The organism is Micromonospora sp. CV4 (assembly GCF_003667455.1).
In the GTDB taxonomy this organism is placed as follows: Bacteria; Actinomycetota; Actinomycetes; order Mycobacteriales; family Micromonosporaceae; genus Micromonospora.
Genome location: NZ_RCVI01000293.1, coordinates 34154 through 54177 on the forward strand (window position 1 = coordinate 34154; position 20024 = coordinate 54177).

Consider the following 20024-nt stretch of genomic DNA (forward strand, 5'->3'; position numbering starts at 1 on the left):
GGTCACTTGATCGGACAGGGCCGGGGCGGGCGGGCGCCGTCCGGCCCGGCGATGGTGACCGGGGCGAAGCTGTCCCCACCTCCGGTGACCGCCACGGCAAGGGCCGCGGTGCAGATGATCTGGTCGGCCGCGCCCGTCGACAACGGCAGCACCGGACCCGTCATCGTCACCGTGAGGCCGGATCCGTCGGCCGTCCACGCCACCGGGGAGGCCGGGACGAGGCCGGCCGGCACCTCGCTGACGAGACCCCGGCTCCGCTCGGACTCGCCCGGACCCGCCGCCAGCAACCCGAGCGTCTGCTCGGGCGAGACGGTGATCCCCTTGGTCTCGCGGATGACCAGCGCGGGCCGTCCGTGCGAGAGCAGGTAGAGGCCGACGCCTACGGCCGGGCCGGTCGTCGCGGAGCGGCCGGTGATGACCCCGCTGGGCCGGACCCCGCAGCCCGTCGCGAGCAGCGTGAGCAGGAGCACGCCGGTGAGCAACGCTCGGGCCGCCCGGCGGCCGGTCACCGTACGCCTCCGGCGTCCGCCGCGACCGCCGTGTCCGTGGCCACCCGGGGCAGCCGGAGCGTGAACACCGCGCCGCCCGACGGATCGTTGCCCGCGATGAGACTGCCGGGCTCCCCGGCGTGCTGGTGCAGGCGCGCGTTCTCCCACGCGATGGCGAGCCCGAGGCCGCTGCCCTCCGAGCGGGTCCGGGCGGTGTCCGCCTTGTAGAAGCGGTCGAACACGTGCGGCAACACCTCCGGGTCCAGCCCCGGCCCGTGGTCGCGGACCTCGATGGTGATCCAGTCCGGCTCGGCGCGCAGGCGTACGGACACCGGCTCGGCCCCGTGCCGGAACGCGTTGCCGACCAGGTTGGCGACGATGACGTCCAGCCGGCGGGGGTCCAGCCGGGCGAGAACTCCGGACGGCAGCTGCGCGCGTACCCGATCGGACCAGCGCCGGACCCGCAGGGTCGCGGTCACTGCCGCGGCCACGTCGACGTCGTCGAGGGCGAGTCGCGCCGTGCCGGAGTCGAACCTGCTGACCTCGATGAGATCGTTGACCAGCTGGGTGAGGTTCTGCGTCTCCTGGCTGACGAGCCGGGCGGCCCGGCCGGCATCTCCGGGCAGCCGGTCCGCCTCCTCGTCGAGCACGTCGGTGACCGCCGTCATCGCGGCCAGGGGCGTGCGGAGTTCGTGGGACACGTCGGCCACGAAGCGTCGGGCGTCGGCCTCCATCCGTCGCAGCTCACCGACCTGCCGCTCCAGCGTCCCCGCGGTGTCGTTGAAGGTCCGCGCCACGTCGGCCAGCTCGTCGACCCCCCGGACCGCCAGCCGGGTGGTCAGGTCGCCCTCACCCAGCCGGCGCGCCGCCCGGCCCAGCTCGCGGACCGGCCGCAGAACTCCCCGGGCGGCCAGCAGCGCCAGCAGGACGGCGAGGACCAGGGAGAGCCCGCCGGTCAGCCACGCCAGGGTGGCGAGCCGGTCGACGCTCTGCTGCTCGGAGGCGAGGCTGCGCACCGTGTAGACCTCCAGGCCGGACGGCATGGGCGTGCCGTCGGGCCGGTCGATCTCCAGCTGGGTCCCGATGAGCAGCACGGGCTCTCCGTCGCGCGAGACGCGTTGCCAGGCGAGGACGCCATCCCCGACCGCCTGCCGCAGTTCCGGGGTGAGCGGCTCGGGCACCTGAGCGCCCTGCGCCCGCATGTCACGGTAGAGGACCACCGCGAACCCCTCCCGGTCGGAGAGGCGCTGGGCCAGCGTGTCGAGGTCCTCCTGGGACGGCGGGATCCGGCGTAGCGGGTAGACCTTCGTGAGTTGGTCGGTCAGCGACGCCACGGCCGCGTCCTGCGCCTGCTGGAGGATGACCTTCCGGGCCTGGAAGTAGCTTCCGCTGGCCACCACCGCCGTGGTGGTCACGCCCAGCAACGCGAAGGCCAGCAGCAGCCGGACCCGCAGGCCCGACGCCCGGCCACCGGCCCAGCGCCACGGCGTCACAGCGGCCCGAACCGGTATCCGAAACCCCGTACCGTCTGGATGAAGACCGGCGCCGACGAATCGTCCTCGATCTTGGCGCGCAGCCTCTGCACGCAGGCGTCCACCAGCCGCGAGTCGCCGAGGTACCCGTGCTCCCACACGGCCTCCAGCAGTTGCTGGCGGCTCAGCACCTGGCCCGGCGTCTGCGCGAGTTCGAGCAGCAGACGCAGCTCCGTCGGGGCGAGGCCGACCGGCACGCCATCCTTGCTGACCACCAGCGCGGACCGGTCGATGCTGAGGCCACCGTGCTCCTCGGGGCCGGACCGTTCGCCGCCGGTGCGGCGCGACTCGCCAGCGGTCCGTCGCAGCACGGCGCGGATACGCGCCTCCAGCACCCGGGGCTGCACGGGCTTGACCACGTAGTCGTCGGCGCCGGCCTCCAGGCCCGCCACCACGTCCATGTCGTCGTTGCGGGCGGTGAGCATGATGATCGGAAGGTCGCCGAGCTGCCGGATCCGGCGGCAGACCTCGAACCCGTCCATCCCGGGCAGCATGAGATCGAGGACCACGACGTCGGCCGGGACCGCCCGCAGGCGGTCCAACCCCTGCTCACCCGTCGCCACGGCATCGACCGTGTGGCCCTGCCGAGTGAGCGCCAGTTGCAACCCGTCGCGCACCGTCTGGTGGTCTTCGATCAGCAGGACCTGGGACATGTCGCCAAGTATCCCATCATGAATAGATTTACCCATCCGTCGATGTCCGGGCCGTCGGGTATGAGCCCTGTGACGTCCCGCCGTGCCCGCTGTCCGACGTCGGGTGCCCCTGGCCACGGCGCCCCAGCCGGGCCGGCACGACGAATTCCGCCGACCGAGCCAGGAACACCACCGAGCCCACCGCCAGCATCGTCACCCCGGTCACCACCACGATGGCGACCAGCAGCCCGGACTGCACCGACGCGGCCAGACCGGGCAGCACCACCAGAAGCGCCCAGAGCAGCACAGCAAGCCCCACGGTCCCCTCGACCAACCGGCGGCCCACGGCGCTGTCCGGTCCGCGGCGCGGACCGGCGCCGCCGCCCGGGTCGACGTCACCGCGCCGACCCGCGGCCAGCGCCGCCGCGGCCAGGTAGAACAGCGTCACGCCCAGCAGGACGCCGCCGAGCGCGTCGCTGAAGCGGTGCCACCCAGCGATCATGGTGGCCGAGGCGATCACCGAGACACCCGCCGCGCCCGGCACCGCCAGCCAGCGTCGGGCCCACCTGGGCAGGACCAGCATGAACGCGAGCAGCAGCGCCGTCGCGGCCGCGACGTGCCCACTGGGAAAGCTGTTATGGGTGCTGGAACTGACGATCTGGAAGTCCGCGCGGGGAAGCACCGACTTCACCACACCGGCCACCACCACCGCCAAGAGGACCATGCCGACGCCGACCACTCCGGCCAGCAGCCGCCGGCGGAGCACGCCCACCAGCAGCACCGTGCCGAGCAGGACGGCCAGCAGCATCGGGTTGCCGAAGGTGGCCAGCACGGTCCGGGCCGGATCCACCAGGACGGTCTGCTGTTCGTAGCCCCCGCCCCGCTCGGCGCGCGGCAGGAGCAGCCCGTCCAGCCACTGACCGGGGTGGGTTCGCACGAAGACGGCGCAGGTGACGCCCAGGGCGAGCAGGTGGCCCAGGGCCGCCCCGAGCAGCAGCCGGCCCAGGGGCGCGGCTGCGCGGACACGTGGCAGCGGTCGCGCCGGCTGCGGGCCGGGCGCCGACCGTCCGATGTGGTACGACGAACCGATGGACATACGGGCCATCGTCGGCCCGCCAGGTCCGGACGGCGTCCGCGGATTGTCTTCGTTCTGTCACAGTTCCCGGCCCCCGCCGCAGGAGATCGGGCGGACCGGGCCGGTACGCGAGCGGCCGGAGGGTGCCGCAGCGTCGATACCGCTAACTCCCCCGCAAATCCTGCCAAGGTGGATCGAATGACTTATGTAAAGCGTGAAAGGTCATTCATATGCTTGCATGCAACTATGTTTTACCCTGCCGAGACGCAATAGCACTAAGGTCAGGACGCCGATCAACAATGTTTCGGTCGGCGGTGCGAAAACCATCCGGAGTGAGTTGGGGAACCGGAAGGGGTTGGGGAAAATGCAGGAGATTCCGGTCGCCTCCCTGGTCATCGGCATCGCGTCCTCGCCGGCCGAGCGCAGACAGCTGGCCCGGCTGCTCGGCGGCAGTGACGCCTTCCTGATCGTCTCGAATGTCGACCAGGCGCGGGAGTTTCTCGGGGTGGTCGAGATGCCGGCCGCCGCCGCGGTGATACCCACCGCCCAGAGCGTGGTCGCCGAGGCGGCGCAGAGCGCACAGACGCCGCCACCTCCCGACCTGGCGGTCGATTCCGACCGGCGGGTCCTGCGGTGGCGCGACCGGGAGATCGACCTGACCCGGTTGGAGCACGACGTCCTGCTCTGCCTCGTCGACGCGCCCGGGCAGGTCTGGACCTACGAGCGACTGCACCTTGAGGTCTGGGGCAACCGGCACCTCGGCCGCGGCTCGGACATGCACTCCGTGATCCGCCGCGTACGCCGCAAACTCGCCCGCCTCAACGCCGCGGCGACGATCCACGCGGTCCGCGGCGTCGGTTTCCGGCTCGCGCCGGTCTGACCGCCGGGAAACATGGTCCGGCCCGCCTGGTCAGCGACCAGGCGGGCCGGATCTGTCAGCTACCGGTCAGGCGTTTCAGCACCGGACGGGAGACAACCCGAAATTCTCCACCGTTGGCGTGGTGGTGTCGATCCTCGTCTGACGGGTCTGCGGCTTCCAGCCGTCCTTGGCGACGATCATCGTGAGCGGGTTGTTCCGACGGTCCACCCAGTAGGCGTACCTGCCCTGGGCGTCGGTGGCGAAGGTCCACGACATGGCCCACGAGTCGACCTGGACCACCGCGCCGGCGATCGGCGCGGTCGCACCCGCACAGCTGGTCCCGGTCACCGTGCCCATCAGCTTGCCCCACGTCTTCGGAGGCGTCGCGGTCATGGTCACCGCCACCGGCGCCACCGTGTACGGCGTGTTCTCCTTGATGCCGACCGAGCCGGAGTAGGTGCCCGGCTGGTCCACGTTCGCCGTCATGCCGACGGTGACCGTGACCTTCTGACCCGGCGTCAGGGTGACCGCCGACTTGTCGATCGTCATCCAGCTGACATCGGCCGCCGCCTCGGCGCAACCCTCGAACCCGGGCAGCACCTCGCTGTCCGGCGCCGCGCTGAAGCTGCCGGACGAGCCACCGATCTTGTAGAAGCCGCACGCCGCGCCACCGCGGTACCGCGCGGTGTTGGAGTTCGGCAGGTTCGACCACGAGCTGGTGCCCGGGTCGTAGGCGAAGCCGGCGTTACTGATGGCCCCACCCTGCGAACCACCGACGACGAGGAGCTTGCCGCTCGCGACAGCGAACGAGCTGGCCCAGTTGTCGACCGGCGCGTCGGCGATGGCGGTCCAGGTGTTGGCACCCGGGTCGAAGGAGTAGCTGGCCTTCTGCGAGGCGGCCCCGTCGTTGCCGCCGGTGCAGTAGATGGTGCCGTCGATCCCGCCGCAGGAGGCGAACGCCACCGACTTCGGGTAGTTGGCCATCGTCTCCCAGCTGTCGCTGCCCGGGTCGTACCGGACGACGGTGTTCGACATCGGCGTACAGGCCGCCGTGGTGCAGCCGCCGATGGCGTACAGCTTGCCGTCGACGACCGCCTGCGCGGCGGCGGCTCTCGGCGCCGGGTTGTCGGCCAGCTCCGTCCAGGTGTTCGCCGCCGGGTCGTACGACCAGGTGGCGGAGTCCGGGCCGCCGTCCGCCCAGCCGCCGGTCGCGATGATCTTCCCGTCCACGACGCCCACCGCCAGGGCGTTGCGGGCACCGGGGAGATCGGCGATCGCCGTCCAGGTCTGGGCCACCGCGTCGTACGCGTAGTTCTTCGTGGTCGAGCTCGACCCGTCCCCGCCGCCGATCGAGTACACCTTGCCGTCCAGGGTCACCACCCGGTTGTCCATGATGTTGGCCGGGTAGTCGGTGATGTCCGTCCACGGCGCGGCCTGGGGGCCGACCGCGGCGGGGGTCGCCATCGCCGCCTTGCCGGACGCCTTGGCGGCGAACGACGTCGGGACGGTGAGCCGCTGCTCCGGTGCGCCGGTGGCGCCGAGCACCTGCTGACTGGTGATGCGGGATCCGTCCGCCCGGAGGAGTTCGAATCCGTTGTCGCGCTCACTGAACTCGACCTCGACCGGCGCCCCGCCGGTGTTGGTCACCGTGAACGTCCTGGTGGCCTTTCCGTTGGGCATCTGCACCGTCGCGCTGAGCTGAGCCGGCGTCACTGCCAGCCGACCGGCCGCGAGCTGGAAGTTCGCGGTGGTCGCCCAGTCGGCCTGGACGTCGACCTGCTTGCTCTGGCTGACGTAGTTGCCGGCCGTCGCGGTGAACTTGTGGGTGCCGGTCAGCGTCGAGTAGAGCCAGTAGAAGCCGTCGGCCAGCTCCGGGTCGTCCGGGGTCGCCACGGTCACGGCCTTCTCGGTGGGCCGGTCGACACTGGTGACGGTGGCGCCGTTGACGTAGCTGTTGTCGTTCTTGTCGCGGACGTTGCCGACGACCAGACCGCCGTCGACCGGAACGCAGGTGACCTGGCTGCCGATCAGTACGTTGTCGACCTCCCACCACCACTCGTACGAGGCGTCGTAGTAGTGGAACCGCACCTGGACCTGCGCCTTGCCGGCCGCCTGCGGGATCGGGATCTCGGTGACCTTCGGCCCCCGGACGTCCGTCTCCTGCCGGAGCACGTTCGTCCAGGTGGCACCGCCGTCGATGCTGAGATCGACATCGGCGGTGTCGTCGGCCAGCTGGTTGAAGTCCTGGTTGAACCGGATGACCGGGGCCGTGACGTCGGTCAGGTTGACCACCGGGCTGACCAGGGAGCTGTCCTGGCTGCCACCGGCTCCGTAGGCGTCGCTGTCGATCACCGCGAAGTTGCCGGTGCCGCCGGTCAGGTTGCCGCGGGCGCCGTCGTCCGTGAACTTCCAGACCTGGCCCTTGCCCGCGTTGTCCACCACGGACCAGCCGGCCGGCACGGTCGTGCCGTCGAAGGTCTCGTACTCACCGTCGGAGCCGAACGTGTAGCCGGGCGCCGTCGTGCAGGTGGTGGTGTCCACCGGCACCGCGACGTTGGCGGTCACGTTGCGCGAGCCGACCACGACCTCCTTGGTGACGGTCTGGTAGCCCGGGTACTGCGTCTCGTACTTCAGGGTGTACGTCTGCCCGGCCGGCAGCTTGATGCTGTAGCGGCCGTTCACCGGCGTGGTGTAGTCGTACACGCCCGACACGCCGGTCACCGTGACCTTGGCGTACAGCGGCCAGCCGTGTCCGGACCCGTCGGTGACCGCACCGCTGACGTTGACGCTCGCCACCGCCGTCAGCGCGACGTTGAGGGTCGTCGTCGCGCCCTCGGTGACGGTCGCCGACTTCGTCGAGCTGGCGTACCCGAACGCCGCCACGGCGACCTGGTAGTCACCGATCGGGAGCGTGGTCGAGTACTTGCCGTCCGCGCCGGTGGTCACCTCTCGGCCGGTCGGTCCGGTCAGCGTGAGGGTGGCGCCGGCGATCGGGCTGCCGGTGGTCGCGTCGGTGACCGTGCCGGCCAGGGTGCCGGTGTCGCCGGTCGGGGCGGCGTTGAGCAGGGCGAGAGCGTCCAGTCGGCCTTCGCCGTAGACGTTGTTGTCCGCCGGGGTGCCACCGCACTGGTCGTCGGCCTTGTCGATCGCGGTGCCGTTGAGCAGCGCACGGGTCGCGTTGACGTCACCGACCAACGACGGGGCCGCCGAGTACAGCAGCGCGATCGCGCCCGCGAGGTGCGGGGCGGCCATCGACGTGCCGCTGATGCTGCCGTAGGAGCTGCCCGGAATGCTCGACCGGACGTTCACGCCCGGCGCCGAGATGTTGGGCTTGATCTCGCCGTTCTGTCCGACCCCCCGGGCCGAGAAGCCCGCGACGTTGTTGTTGATGTCGTACGCGCCGGTCGAGTAGTTGCTGACGAGGCTGCCCGGCGAACCACTGGTCTGGCATGCCGGCCCGCTGTTGCCGTTGGACCAGACACCGAAGATGCCGGAGGCGGCCCAGGCGAGGGTCACGTCCTCCATGAAGGGCTCGTTGGACGGGTTCTGGGTGCCCCACGAGTTGTTGATGATGTTCGGTCGCTTGCCCGCGTCCGCGTTCTCGCCGTTGAGGTCCGTCGGCTCGAGCATCCACTGACCGGACTCGACCAGGGCGGCGTCGCTGGGGCAGCAGCCGTTCGCCGCGATCCACTTGACGCCGGGGGCGACACCGATCTGGTTCGCGCCGTCGGAGCCGGCCATGGTGCCCATCGTGTGCGTACCGTGGCCATCGCTGTCACAGGGCGCGGTCGCGCAGGTCCCGGCGGCGTTGAACCAGTTGTAGTTGTGGTCGAACGTGCCGTCGCCGTTGTTGCCGCGGTAGGAGTTGACCAACGCCGGGTGGTCGAACTGGACCCCGGTGTCGATGTTCGCGATGGTGATGCCCTCGCCCGTGGCGCCGTACTGGGACCAGACGTCGTCGGCGTTGATGTTCGCGATACCCCACTCGAGGGCGTTCACGGTCTTCTCGTCGGTGCCCTTGGTGACCTCGGGCACCTTGTAGGCGACCGGAGCGTAGAGACCCTCCACCTCCGGGTGGGCGGCGAACTTCTGCGCCATCGCCAGCGAGCCGCTGCTCACCTTGATGGCGTTGGTCGCCCAGAAGGTCTGGTACTTCGCGCCCGAGCCGTCGAGATCGGCCCGGATCTTGCCCTGGCTCTCGGCGGCGGTCTTGCGCAGTGCCTCGGCGACCGCGGCGCCCCGCTTCGACCAGTCCTTGATGGCACTGGCCTTGCTCAGGTCCGCCCGGTCCTTGAACCGGATCCAGAAGTCCCCTTCGCTCTTGGCCTGGAGCTGCTTCGCGAGCTCCGGTCGGATCTTGTCTCCCGGAGCGGCGCCGGCCCCCGTCGCGCCGGGCGCGGCCTGCGCGCCCGAGCTGATACTGGCCAGGCATGTCGCGGCGAGGATCATCGCCGCACCGGCGCTCACCAGTGATCTGGCGGTGCGCCTCCATCGTGGACGTCTGAACATCGGTGCTGCCTCCCTCAGAACGACCCAGGGTGAAAAATGGGCCATGGTGAAGGTGCAGGGGGTCCGTCTCGAATGGAACCGAGCGGACGAACCCCTTCATGCCCCCCCATGCACCGCGCGGGTCACGCCGGTTGCCCGAGTGGACACTATGATCGAGAAGAAAGGACGATCAAGAACTTGCCGTGAGCAACTTGTCGCTAACGGTTGCCAGGCTGGCGGCACGCTTGCCAAACACTGTCAGGACCATGACGGAAGCTGGGCATGATGATGCCCATGGATCCCGGGTGGGTGCTGTGGCCGAGGACGACGAAGCGGCGGTGGACGGGTCCGAGCCGGTTGACGAGCCGTTTCCGCTGCTGATCGCGGTGACCTCCTCGCCGACCGAGCGGATCCGGCTCGCGGAACGCCTTGAGGGCATCGCGCCGCTGCTGCTGGTGGCCGACCTCGACGAGCTGCGCCGGCTGATCGCCACTCCCCCGGGCCCCGCCGGGGCACCGTCCCAGCCGGCGCCCGCCGCCCCGACCGACTCCGCCCTGGTCATCGACTCACCCCGGTCCACCGCCCGCTGCCAGGACCGCGAGGTCGACCTGACCCGGCTCGAACACGACCTGCTGATCTGCCTGACCACCGAGCCGATCCGGGTGTGGAGCTACGCCGAGCTGCACCGGTCGGTCTGGCGCGACGAAGGGCGCGAGCGCAAGGCCGACGTCCAGTCGCTGGTGAAGCGGCTGCGCCGCAAGCTGCACGACCTCGGCACCGGCGCCACGATCGAGGCCGTACGCGGCGTCGGGTTGCGGCTGACCGACCGCCAGGAGCCGCGGATCGGGCGGGCCTGACGCGGCTGCCTGATGTGGGCAGCGCCCCGGTGGCCCACCTGCCGGCGAACGGTCAGATCAGCCCGGCGCGGGTCCACAGCAGACGTCCCGGCCCGGCCACCAGGCCCACGCCCGCCAGGTGGGTGTGCACCCGCTCCGCCGACCAGCGCAGCGTGGCTCGCCAGTGCGGGTTGGCGCGGGCGGCGGCCCGGCCGACCGCCGGCGGAATACCCACCGCCGCGTACGCGTCCGGATGAACCAGGCGGTTGGCGATGGTGTGGGCGGCACGGCCGACCAACAGCCGGGCGTACGACATGCTCAGCGGGCCCGCGGCCTCGACCTGGCCGGCCAGTTCCTCGCGGGCGAACCGGACGTGCCGTGCCTCCTCCACGACGTGGATGCGCGACACCATCCGGATGAGCGGCTGGAGCGACTCGTCCGCCATGATCTCGCGCTGGAACGCGTCGAGGATCTCCTCCGCGATGAGGATCGCGGCGTACATGCGGGGGCCGCTGGCGGTCGCCTTGAGGAACCGGCCGAGCAGGTGATCCCTCGTGCTGGCCCGGTAGACCGGGCAGCCCATCGCCTCGATCAGCCGACCGAACATGATGGAGTGTCGGCACTCGTCGGCGACCTCGGTCAGCGCGTACTGCGCCTGTCGACTGGTCGGATCGGCGTCGTAGTACTCCCGGATCAGCATCTGCATGAGGATCGTCTCGAACCACAGCCCGGCGCTGGCCGCGCTGGCGACCTCGTGCTTGGTGAGCTCGACGCGCTGCTCCTCGCTGAGCTGGGCCCAGAGCGGGGTGCCGTAGAGGCTGCTGCGGTGCGGCGGGAGCCAGTAGGCGCCCGGGACGTGTGGCGCGTCCCAGTCGATCTCGACGACCGGGTCGTAGCTGGTACGTAGCGAGGACGTGAGCAGTCGTTCGGCGACCGCCGCCCGCTCGGATTCCGCCGGTGCCGCGTCCATGGCCCCTCCATATTGACGTGACGTCGGGTAACTGTTACGAGTAGTAGCATGCAATCGCCGCTCAACGATGTCAATGGATCCGATCCCCCGGCCCCGGCCCCTGACGAGCGCCGGAAGGCGAAGGGCAACGGCCGCCGGGACCGGTGGGCCGACCATCGCGAGCAACGACGACGGGAGCTGATCGGGGCCGCCGTCCAGGCGTTGCTGCGGTACGGCCCGGAGGTCGACATGGACCAGGTGGCCGCCACCGCCGGCGTCAGCAAACCCGTCCTGTACCGCTACTTCGCCGACAAGTCGCAGCTCTGGGTCGCGGTGAGCGAGGTCGTGGCAGCCCGGATCATCGACACCGTGGCGCCCGCCGTGGAGCAGGTCCGCGAGGAACGCGGCCTGGTGCAGGCGACGATCGACGCGTACCTCGGGGTGATCGAGGCGCAGCCCACGCTCTACCGGTTCCTGATGCACCAGTCCGGGCACCCCGGCATCCACCAGGTGGTCGCCGGGACCAGCCAGCAGGTCGCCGCCGGGCTGGCTCGCGTGATCGGCGACCGGCTGCGCGCGCTGGGCCTGGACGCCGGTCCCGCCGAACCGTGGGCGTACGGCCTGGTGGGCTTCGTGCAGGCGGTCGGCGACTGGTGGACCACGCACGGCCAGCCGATCAGCCGGGCGGCCCTCACCGACTACCTGACCGCTCTGCTGTGGAACGGGATCGAGGGCGTACGGGCCAGCGCCGACCTGCCTCGCGAGCTCACCCGCGCCCACGAACGGATCGCGCCATGAGCTACCACGGCCCGGCCGGCGTCGCGGGCGCCACCGTCCGGGTGCACCTCAGCGGGCGGTGGGAGCCGGTCGACGGGCGCTACCACTGGGGCGGGCGGATCGAACCCGACCCGCGGGTGGCCCAGCTCCTGCGCTCCGGCCGGCGCGACGTCGAGCTGCGGATCGCCGACCGGGTCCGGCCCGCCCGGCTGGCCGAGGTCGACCCGTGGGGTGGCGTACGGATCACCGGCGTGGGCGATCCGCCCTGGCCGCCGGCGGCCGGACCGGAACGGGAGCACGCCGATGCGGTATGACCTGGCGGGCAGGACCCTGCTCATCACCGGCGCCGCACGCGGGATCGGGGCGCACCTGGCCCGCGCGGCCGTCGCCCGCGGCGCCCAGGTCGCCGTCGTGGGCCTGGAAGCCGAGCTGCTCAAGCAGCTCAGCGCCGAACTGGACGCGCACTGGTACGAGTGTGACGTCACCGATCAGGCGGCTCTGGACGCCGCGGTCGGCTCCACCGTGGACCGCTTCGGCGGCATCGACGTGGTCGTGGCGAACGCCGGCATCGCGAACCTCGGCACCGTCGCCGTGGGGCCGGTCGACGCGTTGGTCCGTACCGTCGAGGTGAACCTCTGCGGCGCGATCCGCACGGTCAGCGCGGCGCTGCCGCACGTCACGGCCGCCCGCGGCCACGTGCTCATCGTCTCGTCGGCCGCCGCCTTCGCGGCGATGCCCGGCATGGCGGCCTACTGCGCGTCGAAGGCGGGCGTGGAGCAGTTCGCGAACGCGCTGCGCCTGGAGGCCCGCCAGCGCGGCGTCACCGTCGGCACCGCGCACCCGATCTGGATCGACACCGATCTGGTCCGCGACATTCGTGCCGACCTGGCGTCGTTCCGCGACACGCTGCGCCGGCTGCCGTGGCCGCTGTCCACCGTCGTACCCGTCGAGCAGTGCGTCGACGCCCTGCTGCGGGGCATCGAACGACGCAAACGCAAGGTCTACGTGCCGCGCTCGCTCGCCGTGGTGCAGGCGCTGCGACCGGTGGTGTTGAGCGGGTTCTCGGACGCGCTGATCACCCGGTTCGGCGGGCACAGCATGGTCGACCAGATGGAAGACGAGGTACGCCAGCTGGGGCGTTCCTTCGGCAGGACCTCCGTGGAGGGGTAGCCATGACCGTTCACTTCCGTCGCGCGGGCAGCGGTGAGCCGCTCGTGCTCATCCACGGCATCGGCCACCGCCACCAGGCCTGGGAACCGGTGTTCGACCGGTTGACCGCCCACCACGAGGTGATCGCGCTCGACCTGCCCGGCTTCGGGAACTCCCCGGTGCCCGACGCCGGCATGCCCGCCGACATGGCCGGCACCGTCGCCGGGATCCTGCCGGTCCTGACCGGGTGGGGGCTGGAGCGCCCGCACGTGGCCGGCTACAGCCTCGGAGGGGCGATCAGCCTGGAACTCGCCGCCACCGGGGCGGTCGCCTCGGCCACCGCCTTCTCCCCCGCCGGCTTCTTCACCCCCGCGGAGCGCCGACGGGCCCTGGCCGTCCTCACGATGTTGCGAGCCAACTCGTACCTGCCCACCCCGATCATGCGGGTCGCCCTGCGCTCGGCGTACCTGCGGGCGATGTGCTTCGCGCCGCTGGTGGCCCGTCCGAGGCTGTTGGACGTCGACCGCGCGCTGGGCGACGCGCTCGCCCTACGGCGTGGGCTCGGCTTCAGCGCCGTGGCCAGGGCCGCCCGCGACTACCGCTTCGACGGTCTCCGGCTGGCCGACACGACGGTGCCGGTGACCATCGGCTGGGGTGACTGCGACCGGATCTTCGGCGTACACCAGGCCGAGCGCGCCCGGGCCGGCCTGCCGGCGGCCCGGGTGGTGACGATGCCCGGCTGCGGGCACGTGCCGATGAGTGACGACCCGGATCTGGTCGCCGCGCTCATCCTGGAGACGACCGGTGCCGTGCCCCGCACCGATCGACCGGATCGGGTGGGTCAGGAACATCACTTCACAGAATAAAAACTTGCAGGATCCGCAAGTTGCCTTCTAGCCTCCCCGGGTGACCGATACCGACCAGGCCGCCACCGGGCGTCGTGACCGCAAGAAGCGGCAGACGCGGGCCGCGCTGACCGCCGCCGCGCTGCGGCTGGTCGCCGAACGCGGCCTGGAGCACGTGACGGTGGAGGAGATCAGCGAGGCCGCCGACGTCTCCTCGCGCACCTTCTTCAACTACTTCACCTGCAAGGACGAGGCGCTCACCGACGATCCGGCGCTCGACGGCACGCCGGTCGTGGCGCGGCTGGCCACCGCCCCGCAGGAGGTGCCGGCGTTGCAGGCCGTGCGACTCGCCCTCGACGAGGCGGTCGACACGATGCAGGCCGACCGGGAGTTGTGGCGACTGCGGTTGGCGGTCATCGCCCAGAACCCCGCGCTGCTGCCCCGGCTGATGGCGGGGAACATCGAGACCGAGCGGGCCATGATCACGACCATCGCCGCCCGCCTCGGCGTCGATCCCGACCACGGCCACCCGGCGCTGGTCACCGCTGTGGCCGGCGCGACCTTCCGCACCGCGATGCTGCGCTGGGCCGCCGACGACGACAGCCGGCCCCTGCGCGACTTCGTGGACGAGTCGTTCGCCGCGGTCGCCGCCGGCCTGCCGGATCCACCACACCCGGCCTGACCACCAGTCTCCGCCCCGGTGCACCGGCTCCGGGGCCAGCCACTCCGACAAGACCCCGAAAAGAGAGCGTCAATGACCACAACCGCCCCGCCCGCTGACGTGGCCGATGTCAGCACGCGCATGTCGCGTCGGGAGGTTCTTCAGGCCCTCTCCGGCCTGATGGTCGGCATGTTCGTGTCCATCCTCGCCTCCACGGTGGTGGCGAACGCGCTGCCGCGGATCATCGCCGACCTGAACGGCAGCCAGACCGTCTACACCTGGATCGTCACCAGCGAACTGCTCGCCATGACGGCGACCGTGCCGCTCTGGGGCAAGATGGCCGACCTCTACAGCAAGAAGCTGCTGATCCAGCTGTCGCTGGGGCTGTTCGTGGTGGGTTCACTGATCGCGGGCTTCACGCCGAACGTCGAGGTGCTGCTGATCAGCCGGGTCGTACAGGGCATCGGCGCCGGCGGCATGACGGCGCTGGCCACGATCGTCATGGCGGCGATGATCCCGCCCCGTGAGCTGGGCCGCTACGCCGGCATCTTCGGCGCGGTCTTCGGCGTCGGCACCATCGCCGGTCCGCTGATCGGTGGCCTGCTCGTCGACACGTCCTGGTTGGGCTGGCGGTGGTGCTTCCTGATCGGGGTTCCGTTCACCATCCTGTCCATCGTCCTGCTCCAGCGCACCCTGCACCTGCCGGTCGTCCGTCGCAAGGCAAAGATCGACTGGCTGGGCGCCCTGCTCATCACCACGGGCGTCTCCACGCTGCTGATCTGGTCGTCCCTGGCCGGGAACAAGTTCGACTGGGCCTCCGGCTGGACGGCCCTGATGGTCATCGGCGGTCTGGTTCTGCTGGCGCTGGCCGTGGTCGTCGAGTCGCGGGCGGCGGAGCCGATCGTCCCGCTGAGCATCTTCCGCAACCGCACGGTCTCCCTGGCCACCATCGCCAGCGTGCTGGTCGGTGTCGCGATGTTCGGCGGCACCGTCTTCCTGTCCCAGTACTTCCAGATCTCGCTGGGCAAGTCACCCACCGTCGCGGGCCTGATGAGCCTCCCGATGATCTTCGGTCTGCTCGTCTCGTCGACGGTGGCCGGCCAGCTCATCACGAAGTACGGCCGGTGGAAGGCGTACCTGGTGGCCGGCGCCGCCGTGATGACCGTCGGGATGCTGCTGCTGGGCACCATCGACGCCAACACCAGCGTCGTCGTCCTGTCGATCTACATGGCCGTGCTGGGCGTCGGCGTCGGCATGCTCATGCAGAACCTCGTGCTCGCCGCGCAGAACGACGTGCCGGCCCACGAGCTCGGTGCCACCACCTCCGTGCTGACGTTCTTCCGTAGCATGGGCGGCGCGATCGGGGTCAGCGCCCTCGGCGCGGTCCTGGCGAACCGGGTGACCTCGCTGACGGCCGAGCGGCTCGGCCCGGCCGCGGCCGGTGGCGGCTCCGCCGAGGTGCCCGACCTGTCCACCCTGCCCGAGCCGGTGCTGCGCATCGTGCAGGACGTGTACGGCACGGCCACCGCGGACCTGTTCCTGGTCGGCGCCCCGATCGCGCTGATCGCGCTGATCGTCGTGCTGTTCATCAAGGAAAAGCCGCTCCACACCCTCAGCGGGGACGAACGACGCGCACAGGAGGAAGCAGCCGCGAAGGCGGCGACTCACTGAGCTGCGCCTGTGCGAACGGGGGCGGGCCGAAATGGCCCGCCCCCGTCTCTGCGCGCTCCGCCGGCACGCCGTCGTCGCTGGCCACCGGTGCCGTGGCCGCGTTTTTCGGTAACCACAAGCTGCCGACCGGTTGGCACGTAACGTGAGGTACAGCCGGTCAACGGCTGACGCCAGACGTGCGCCGGGCCGCCACTGCGGCGGCGCCGCTCGGCACACTGCCGTGGGTCCGGCGAGATTACCGACCCGGCGGTGATCCGGGTACGCGTGGATTCTGCCCAGTGGGCACTGTGACGGTGCGAGGCTTCGGCCTGCTCTGCGCCACCGTCGGCCCACGCAGCCGCAGGAGGTGCGGACGATGCCCATGCTGTCGGTATTCGATCCTCGGCACACGGTCGCTCCACCGGGATACAGCCGCTGGCTCATCCCGACCGCGGCGCTGGCCGTGCATGTCTGCATCGGGCAGGTCTACGCGACGAGCGTCTACAAGAACTCCCTGATCGCGCACTTCGACGCCAGCCAGACGGCGATCGGGGCGATCTTCAGCATCGCCATCGTCATGCTGGGTTCGTCCGCCGCCGTGGGTGGCCGGTGGGTGGAGCGCAACGGACCGCGCCGGGCGATGTTCGTCTCCGCCTGTTTCTGGGCCGCCGGGTTCCTGATCGGTGCGCTCGGCATCGCGACCAAGCAACTGTGGCTCCTCTACCTCGGGTACGGCGTCGTCGGCGGCATCGGGCTCGGCATCGGCTACATCTCGCCGGTCTCCACGCTGATCAAGTGGTTCCCGGACCGGCCCGGCCTCGCGACCGGCCTGGCCATCATGGGTTTCGGCGGCGGTGCCCTGGTCGCCGGCCCGCTCGCGCGCCAGCTGCTCTCCCTGTACGACCCCGGCTACAACCCCGCCAACCCGGCCGCGGTGGCATCAGGGCACGCCCTGGTGGCACTCTTCGTCACGTTCGCCATCGGATACTTCGTGATCATGATGTTCGGGCCGTTCAACGTCCGCGTACCCGCGCCGGACTGGCGGCCCGCCGGGTTCGACCCCACGCGCGTCGCCAGCAAGCCGCTGGTGACACGGGCGAGCGTGTCCGCGTCGAACGCCGTACGCACCCGTTCGTTCTGGTTGCTGTGGATCGTGCTGTTCTGCAACGTCACCGCGGGCATCGGCATCCTGGAACAGGCCAGCCCGATGATCCAGGACTTCTTCCGGGACAACGGCGTCAGCGCCGTCTCGGTGTCGGCGGCGGCCGGTTTCGTGGGCGTGCTGTCGCTGTTCAACATGGCCGGACGGTTCGTCTGGTCGACGACGTCCGACCTCATCGGCCGCAAGCCCATCTACATGGTCTACCTCGGCGTGGGCATGGTGCTCTATGCGCTGCTGGCCATCGCCGGTCACGCCGCGACGGCGGTCTTCGTGCTGATCGCCGCCGCCATCATCTCGTTCTACGGCGGCGGTTTCGCCACTGCCCCCGCCTACCTGCGGGACCTGTTCGGCACCTTCCAGGTCGGCGCCATCCACGGCCGACTCCTGACCGCCTGGTCGGCGGCGGGCATCGCCGGGCCGCTGATCGTCAACGGGATCCTCGACACGCAGGGCAAGCCCGGCACCCTCACCGCGTCGGCGTACCGGCCCGCGCTGTTCACCATGGTCGGCGTCCTCGCCATCGGCTTCATCGCCAACCTGTTGGTCCGCGCCGTGCCGGAGCGGTTCCACGAACCCGACCGGGGGCCTACCTCGCCGGTGGCGCGTGCCACGGTGACCGAGCCGGTCGCCCTGGGCCCGGAAAGTCAACCGTCGGTGCCGAAGCAGGTCGGCAACCAGACCGGGCGCCTCTGGCTCTCGTGGCTGCTCGTCACGGCGCTGCTCGGATACGGCATCGTCCAGACCGCCATCACCGCCGCGAAGCTGTTCACCGGCTGATGTCAGCCGCGCCGCTGGTGGCTGGCTGACCGCCGACACGCCCCGGGCCACCCACCAGCTAGGTGGGTGGCCCGGGGCGTTCCGCGCGCGCTAACGGCCGGCCGTCGGCCCGTGCTGGTCGAGCCGCTCCCGTTGCGGCAGGACCGTGTACTTCGGATCGCGCGCGGACACCCTGCCGGCCTCGAAGACGCCGAACCGGGTGGCGACGGACGATGCCACGAGGGCCGCGCCGGCGACGGCCGACAGGATTCTGCTGCGCCGGTTGACCAGTGCGGCGACGGTGCCCACCGCGAGCAGCGCGCGCCCCGCCCGGACCAGTCGGCCGCTGCGTCCGTGGGCGTAGGGCTCGCCGGTCACGCCCAGCCGCTCCATCCGGCGACCGCCGACAAGTTCGATGGTCGCGGCGGCCAGGGCGAGTCGCCGCAGCGGGGCGGTCTCCGCGGCCGGTGCCGCGATCAGCCCGACCCCGGACGCGGCGGCAAGCGCGCTGCCGGCGAAGACGAACGGCAACGACGGGTACGCGTCGTGCCAGGACGGTACGGCGGTGTCGGCGAGCAGCACCCCGGTGTAGGTGGCCAGCGCCGGCGCGGTGGCCGCGGCGGCCAGACCGGCGATGTCACCGACGGGCGGCGCCAGTCGGCGGGCGAGCCCGAGCGCGCCGTGCTGTGGAAGCAGCGGCGCGAGCTCGGCGACCGCGGCCACGCCGGCCATCGGTCCGAACGCGGCGAGGATCCAGGTGCCGACCGACATCGGCGAGGTCAGCTTCGCCACCCGGAGCATGTGGTGGAACCGGGCTGGCCGCCCGAGGTCGTGAACCAGCAGGTACGTGCTGGCGGCGACCCCGCCGAGGGCCGTCCAGCGGCTCACCGTCCGCAGTCCGGGCCGTCCGGTCAGTTGGGCGCCCGCGCCGATCAGGGCGCTCCCCGCGGCGAGGCCGCCGGTGAACAGGTAACCGGCGATGTCGTGCTTCCACACCGGCGGCTTGAGGACCGGCCGGCCGTAGTAGGAGCTGAAGTCGGCGGGCGGCACGGTCAGCTGTTCGCCGCCGTGGCCACGCCCTCGACCGGCCTGGTGCTGCCTGTCGGGTCGCGTCGTGTCCGTCATGGCCGCCTGCCCAGAAACGCGACCGCGGTGGCGGCAGCCATCGTCATCGCCGCGAGCCCGGCGCGTTTCCACATGGCCGGCAGGTCGCGGGTGGTCACGACCGGGTCCGGTGGCAGCCCGTACACCTCCGGCTCGTCCAGGAGCAGGAAGAACGCGCCGTCACCACCCACCCCGTCGTTCGGGTCGTGCCCGTACAACCGCGCCTCGGGCACCCCCCGCTCGTGCAGGGTCGCCACCCGCGCCGCCGCCCGCTCCCGCAACTCCTCCAACTCCCCGTACTGGATCGACTCCGTCGGACACGCCTGCGCACACGCCGGGGTCATCCCCACACCCAACCGGTCGTAGCACAGCGTGCACTTCCACGCCCGACCGTCGTCCTTACGCTGATCGATCACCCCGTACGGGCAGGCGGAGATGCAGTAACCACACCCGTTGCAGATGTCCTCCTGCACCACCACCGTGCCGAACTCCGTGCGGAACAAGGAACCCGTCGGACAGACATCCAGACACGCCGCATGCGTGCAGTGCTTGCACACATCCGACATCATCAGCCACCGAAAATCCGTACGCCCCTCGGCGCCGGTGCCCCGACCCGGCGGCTGCGCACCCGGCATCCCGAGGAACTCCGACCCACCCGACATCCGGGCCGCCGCTCCCGGCGAGCCGCTCGGCAGACCCGGGTACGTTCCGGTGTCGGTGCTGGTGTGCGCCGCGACCTCCGCCGTCGCCGGGCTGACCGGCGGCCCGTCCGGAGTGTCGAGGAACGCCGGGGTCGCCCAACCGGCCGGGCGGGGCTGCTCGACGAACGCGACGTGCCGCCACGAGTTCGCGGTCAGCGCCCCGGTGTTGTCGTACGACATGCCCAGCAGATCCCGGCCGCTCTCCGGGACGAGGTTCCATTCCTTGCAGGCCACCTCGCAGGCCTTGCAGCCGATGCAGACGCTGGTGTCGGTGAAGAACCCCATCCGCGGCGGGGCGTCGACGTAGCCGGCGTCGGGCGCCGGGTCGAGTGGGCCGTACAGGCTGTTGACATGGGGCAT

17 protein-coding genes are annotated in these 20024 nt (G+C 71.2%); 9 read left to right on the forward strand and 8 right to left on the reverse strand.

From position 1 onward, the window contains the following. Positions 1-2: 2 nt before the first annotated feature. From EAD98_RS19965 to EAD98_RS19980, 4 genes are read right to left on the reverse strand one after another with little or no spacing between them, the layout of a single operon-like run. The gene (locus EAD98_RS19965) at positions 3-509 is read right to left on the reverse strand and encodes a hypothetical protein (RefSeq protein ID WP_233583898.1); all 507 of its coding nucleotides are present in this window, start codon (positions 507-509) and stop codon (positions 3-5) included. Continuing rightward, positions 506-1981, reverse strand: coding sequence for a HAMP domain-containing sensor histidine kinase (locus EAD98_RS19970; protein WP_121655569.1), 1476 nt, complete (start codon positions 1979-1981; stop codon positions 506-508). Before EAD98_RS19970 ends, EAD98_RS19965 begins: the two co-directional genes overlap by 4 nt. Continuing rightward, on the reverse strand, positions 1978-2673 hold the full coding sequence (locus tag EAD98_RS19975) for a response regulator transcription factor (protein WP_121655570.1): 696 nt from the start codon (positions 2671-2673) through the stop codon (positions 1978-1980). Before EAD98_RS19975 ends, EAD98_RS19970 begins: the two co-directional genes overlap by 4 nt. A 28-nt stretch (positions 2674-2701) precedes the next feature. Next, a complete protein-coding gene (locus EAD98_RS19980) occupies positions 2702-3748 on the reverse strand; it encodes a phosphatase PAP2 family protein (protein ID WP_158609826.1) in 1047 nt (348 codons plus the stop codon). Between the two features lie 343 nt (positions 3749-4091). Here EAD98_RS19980 and EAD98_RS19985 point away from each other — a divergent pair, with 343 nt between their 5' ends. After that, the gene (locus EAD98_RS19985; RefSeq protein WP_121655572.1) at positions 4092-4607 is read left to right on the forward strand and encodes a winged helix-turn-helix domain-containing protein; all 516 of its coding nucleotides are present in this window, start codon (positions 4092-4094) and stop codon (positions 4605-4607) included. A 75-nt stretch (positions 4608-4682) separates the two neighbouring features. Here EAD98_RS19985 and EAD98_RS19990 read toward each other — a convergent pair whose 3' ends face one another. Continuing rightward, a complete protein-coding gene (locus EAD98_RS19990) occupies positions 4683-9053 on the reverse strand; it encodes a S8 family serine peptidase (RefSeq protein WP_233583899.1) in 4371 nt (1456 codons plus the stop codon). Between the two features lie 326 nt (positions 9054-9379). On the opposite strand from EAD98_RS19990, the gene EAD98_RS19995 reads away from it, so the two are divergent. Beyond that, positions 9380-9931 carry a winged helix-turn-helix domain-containing protein gene (locus EAD98_RS19995; RefSeq protein WP_233578763.1) on the forward strand — a complete coding sequence of 184 codons (552 nt, stop codon included), beginning with the start codon at positions 9380-9382 and terminating at the stop codon, positions 9929-9931. Between the two features lie 52 nt (positions 9932-9983). On the opposite strand, the gene EAD98_RS20000 is transcribed toward EAD98_RS19995, so the two are convergent. Next, the gene (locus tag EAD98_RS20000) at positions 9984-10880 is read right to left on the reverse strand and encodes a diiron oxygenase (protein WP_121655575.1); all 897 of its coding nucleotides are present in this window, start codon (positions 10878-10880) and stop codon (positions 9984-9986) included. A 48-nt stretch (positions 10881-10928) separates the two neighbouring features. Between EAD98_RS20000 and EAD98_RS20005 the strand changes: the two genes are divergently transcribed. The 7 genes from EAD98_RS20005 (at position 10929) to EAD98_RS20035 (ending at position 17880) form a co-directional block, all read left to right on the forward strand. After that, a complete protein-coding gene (locus EAD98_RS20005) occupies positions 10929-11657 on the forward strand; it encodes a TetR family transcriptional regulator (RefSeq protein ID WP_121655576.1) in 729 nt (242 codons plus the stop codon). Next, the gene (locus EAD98_RS20010) at positions 11654-11950 is read left to right on the forward strand and encodes a DUF4873 domain-containing protein (RefSeq protein ID WP_121655577.1); all 297 of its coding nucleotides are present in this window, start codon (positions 11654-11656) and stop codon (positions 11948-11950) included. Before EAD98_RS20005 ends, EAD98_RS20010 begins: the two co-directional genes overlap by 4 nt. Beyond that, positions 11940-12806, forward strand: a complete 867-nt coding sequence (locus EAD98_RS20015; RefSeq protein WP_121655578.1) for an SDR family oxidoreductase — start codon at positions 11940-11942, stop codon at positions 12804-12806. The genes EAD98_RS20010 and EAD98_RS20015 overlap by 11 nt, the downstream gene beginning before the upstream one ends. Positions 12807-12808: 2 nt before the next feature. Then, positions 12809-13651: an alpha/beta fold hydrolase gene (locus tag EAD98_RS20020; RefSeq protein WP_121655579.1), complete on the forward strand. Its 843-nt coding sequence runs from the start codon at positions 12809-12811 to the stop codon at positions 13649-13651. Between the two features lie 40 nt (positions 13652-13691). Beyond that, positions 13692-14312, forward strand: coding sequence for a TetR family transcriptional regulator (locus EAD98_RS20025; RefSeq protein WP_121655580.1), 621 nt, complete (start codon positions 13692-13694; stop codon positions 14310-14312). A gap of 72 nt (positions 14313-14384) precedes the next feature. Then, positions 14385-15962 carry an MDR family MFS transporter gene (locus EAD98_RS20030; protein WP_121655581.1) on the forward strand — a complete coding sequence of 526 codons (1578 nt, stop codon included), beginning with the start codon at positions 14385-14387 and terminating at the stop codon, positions 15960-15962. Between the two features lie 361 nt (positions 15963-16323). Further along, on the forward strand, positions 16324-17880 hold the full coding sequence (locus EAD98_RS20035; RefSeq protein ID WP_121655582.1) for an OFA family MFS transporter: 1557 nt from the start codon (positions 16324-16326) through the stop codon (positions 17878-17880). Between the two features lie 90 nt (positions 17881-17970). Here EAD98_RS20035 and nrfD read toward each other — a convergent pair whose 3' ends face one another. Together nrfD and EAD98_RS20045 are read right to left on the reverse strand one after the other, a co-directional pair. Beyond that, positions 17971-18984 carry an NrfD/PsrC family molybdoenzyme membrane anchor subunit gene (gene nrfD, locus EAD98_RS20040; protein WP_121655583.1) on the reverse strand — a complete coding sequence of 338 codons (1014 nt, stop codon included), beginning with the start codon at positions 18982-18984 and terminating at the stop codon, positions 17971-17973. After that, positions 18981-20024, reverse strand: a complete 1044-nt coding sequence (locus EAD98_RS20045; protein WP_121655584.1) for a 4Fe-4S dicluster domain-containing protein — start codon at positions 20022-20024, stop codon at positions 18981-18983. The genes nrfD and EAD98_RS20045 overlap by 4 nt, the downstream gene beginning before the upstream one ends.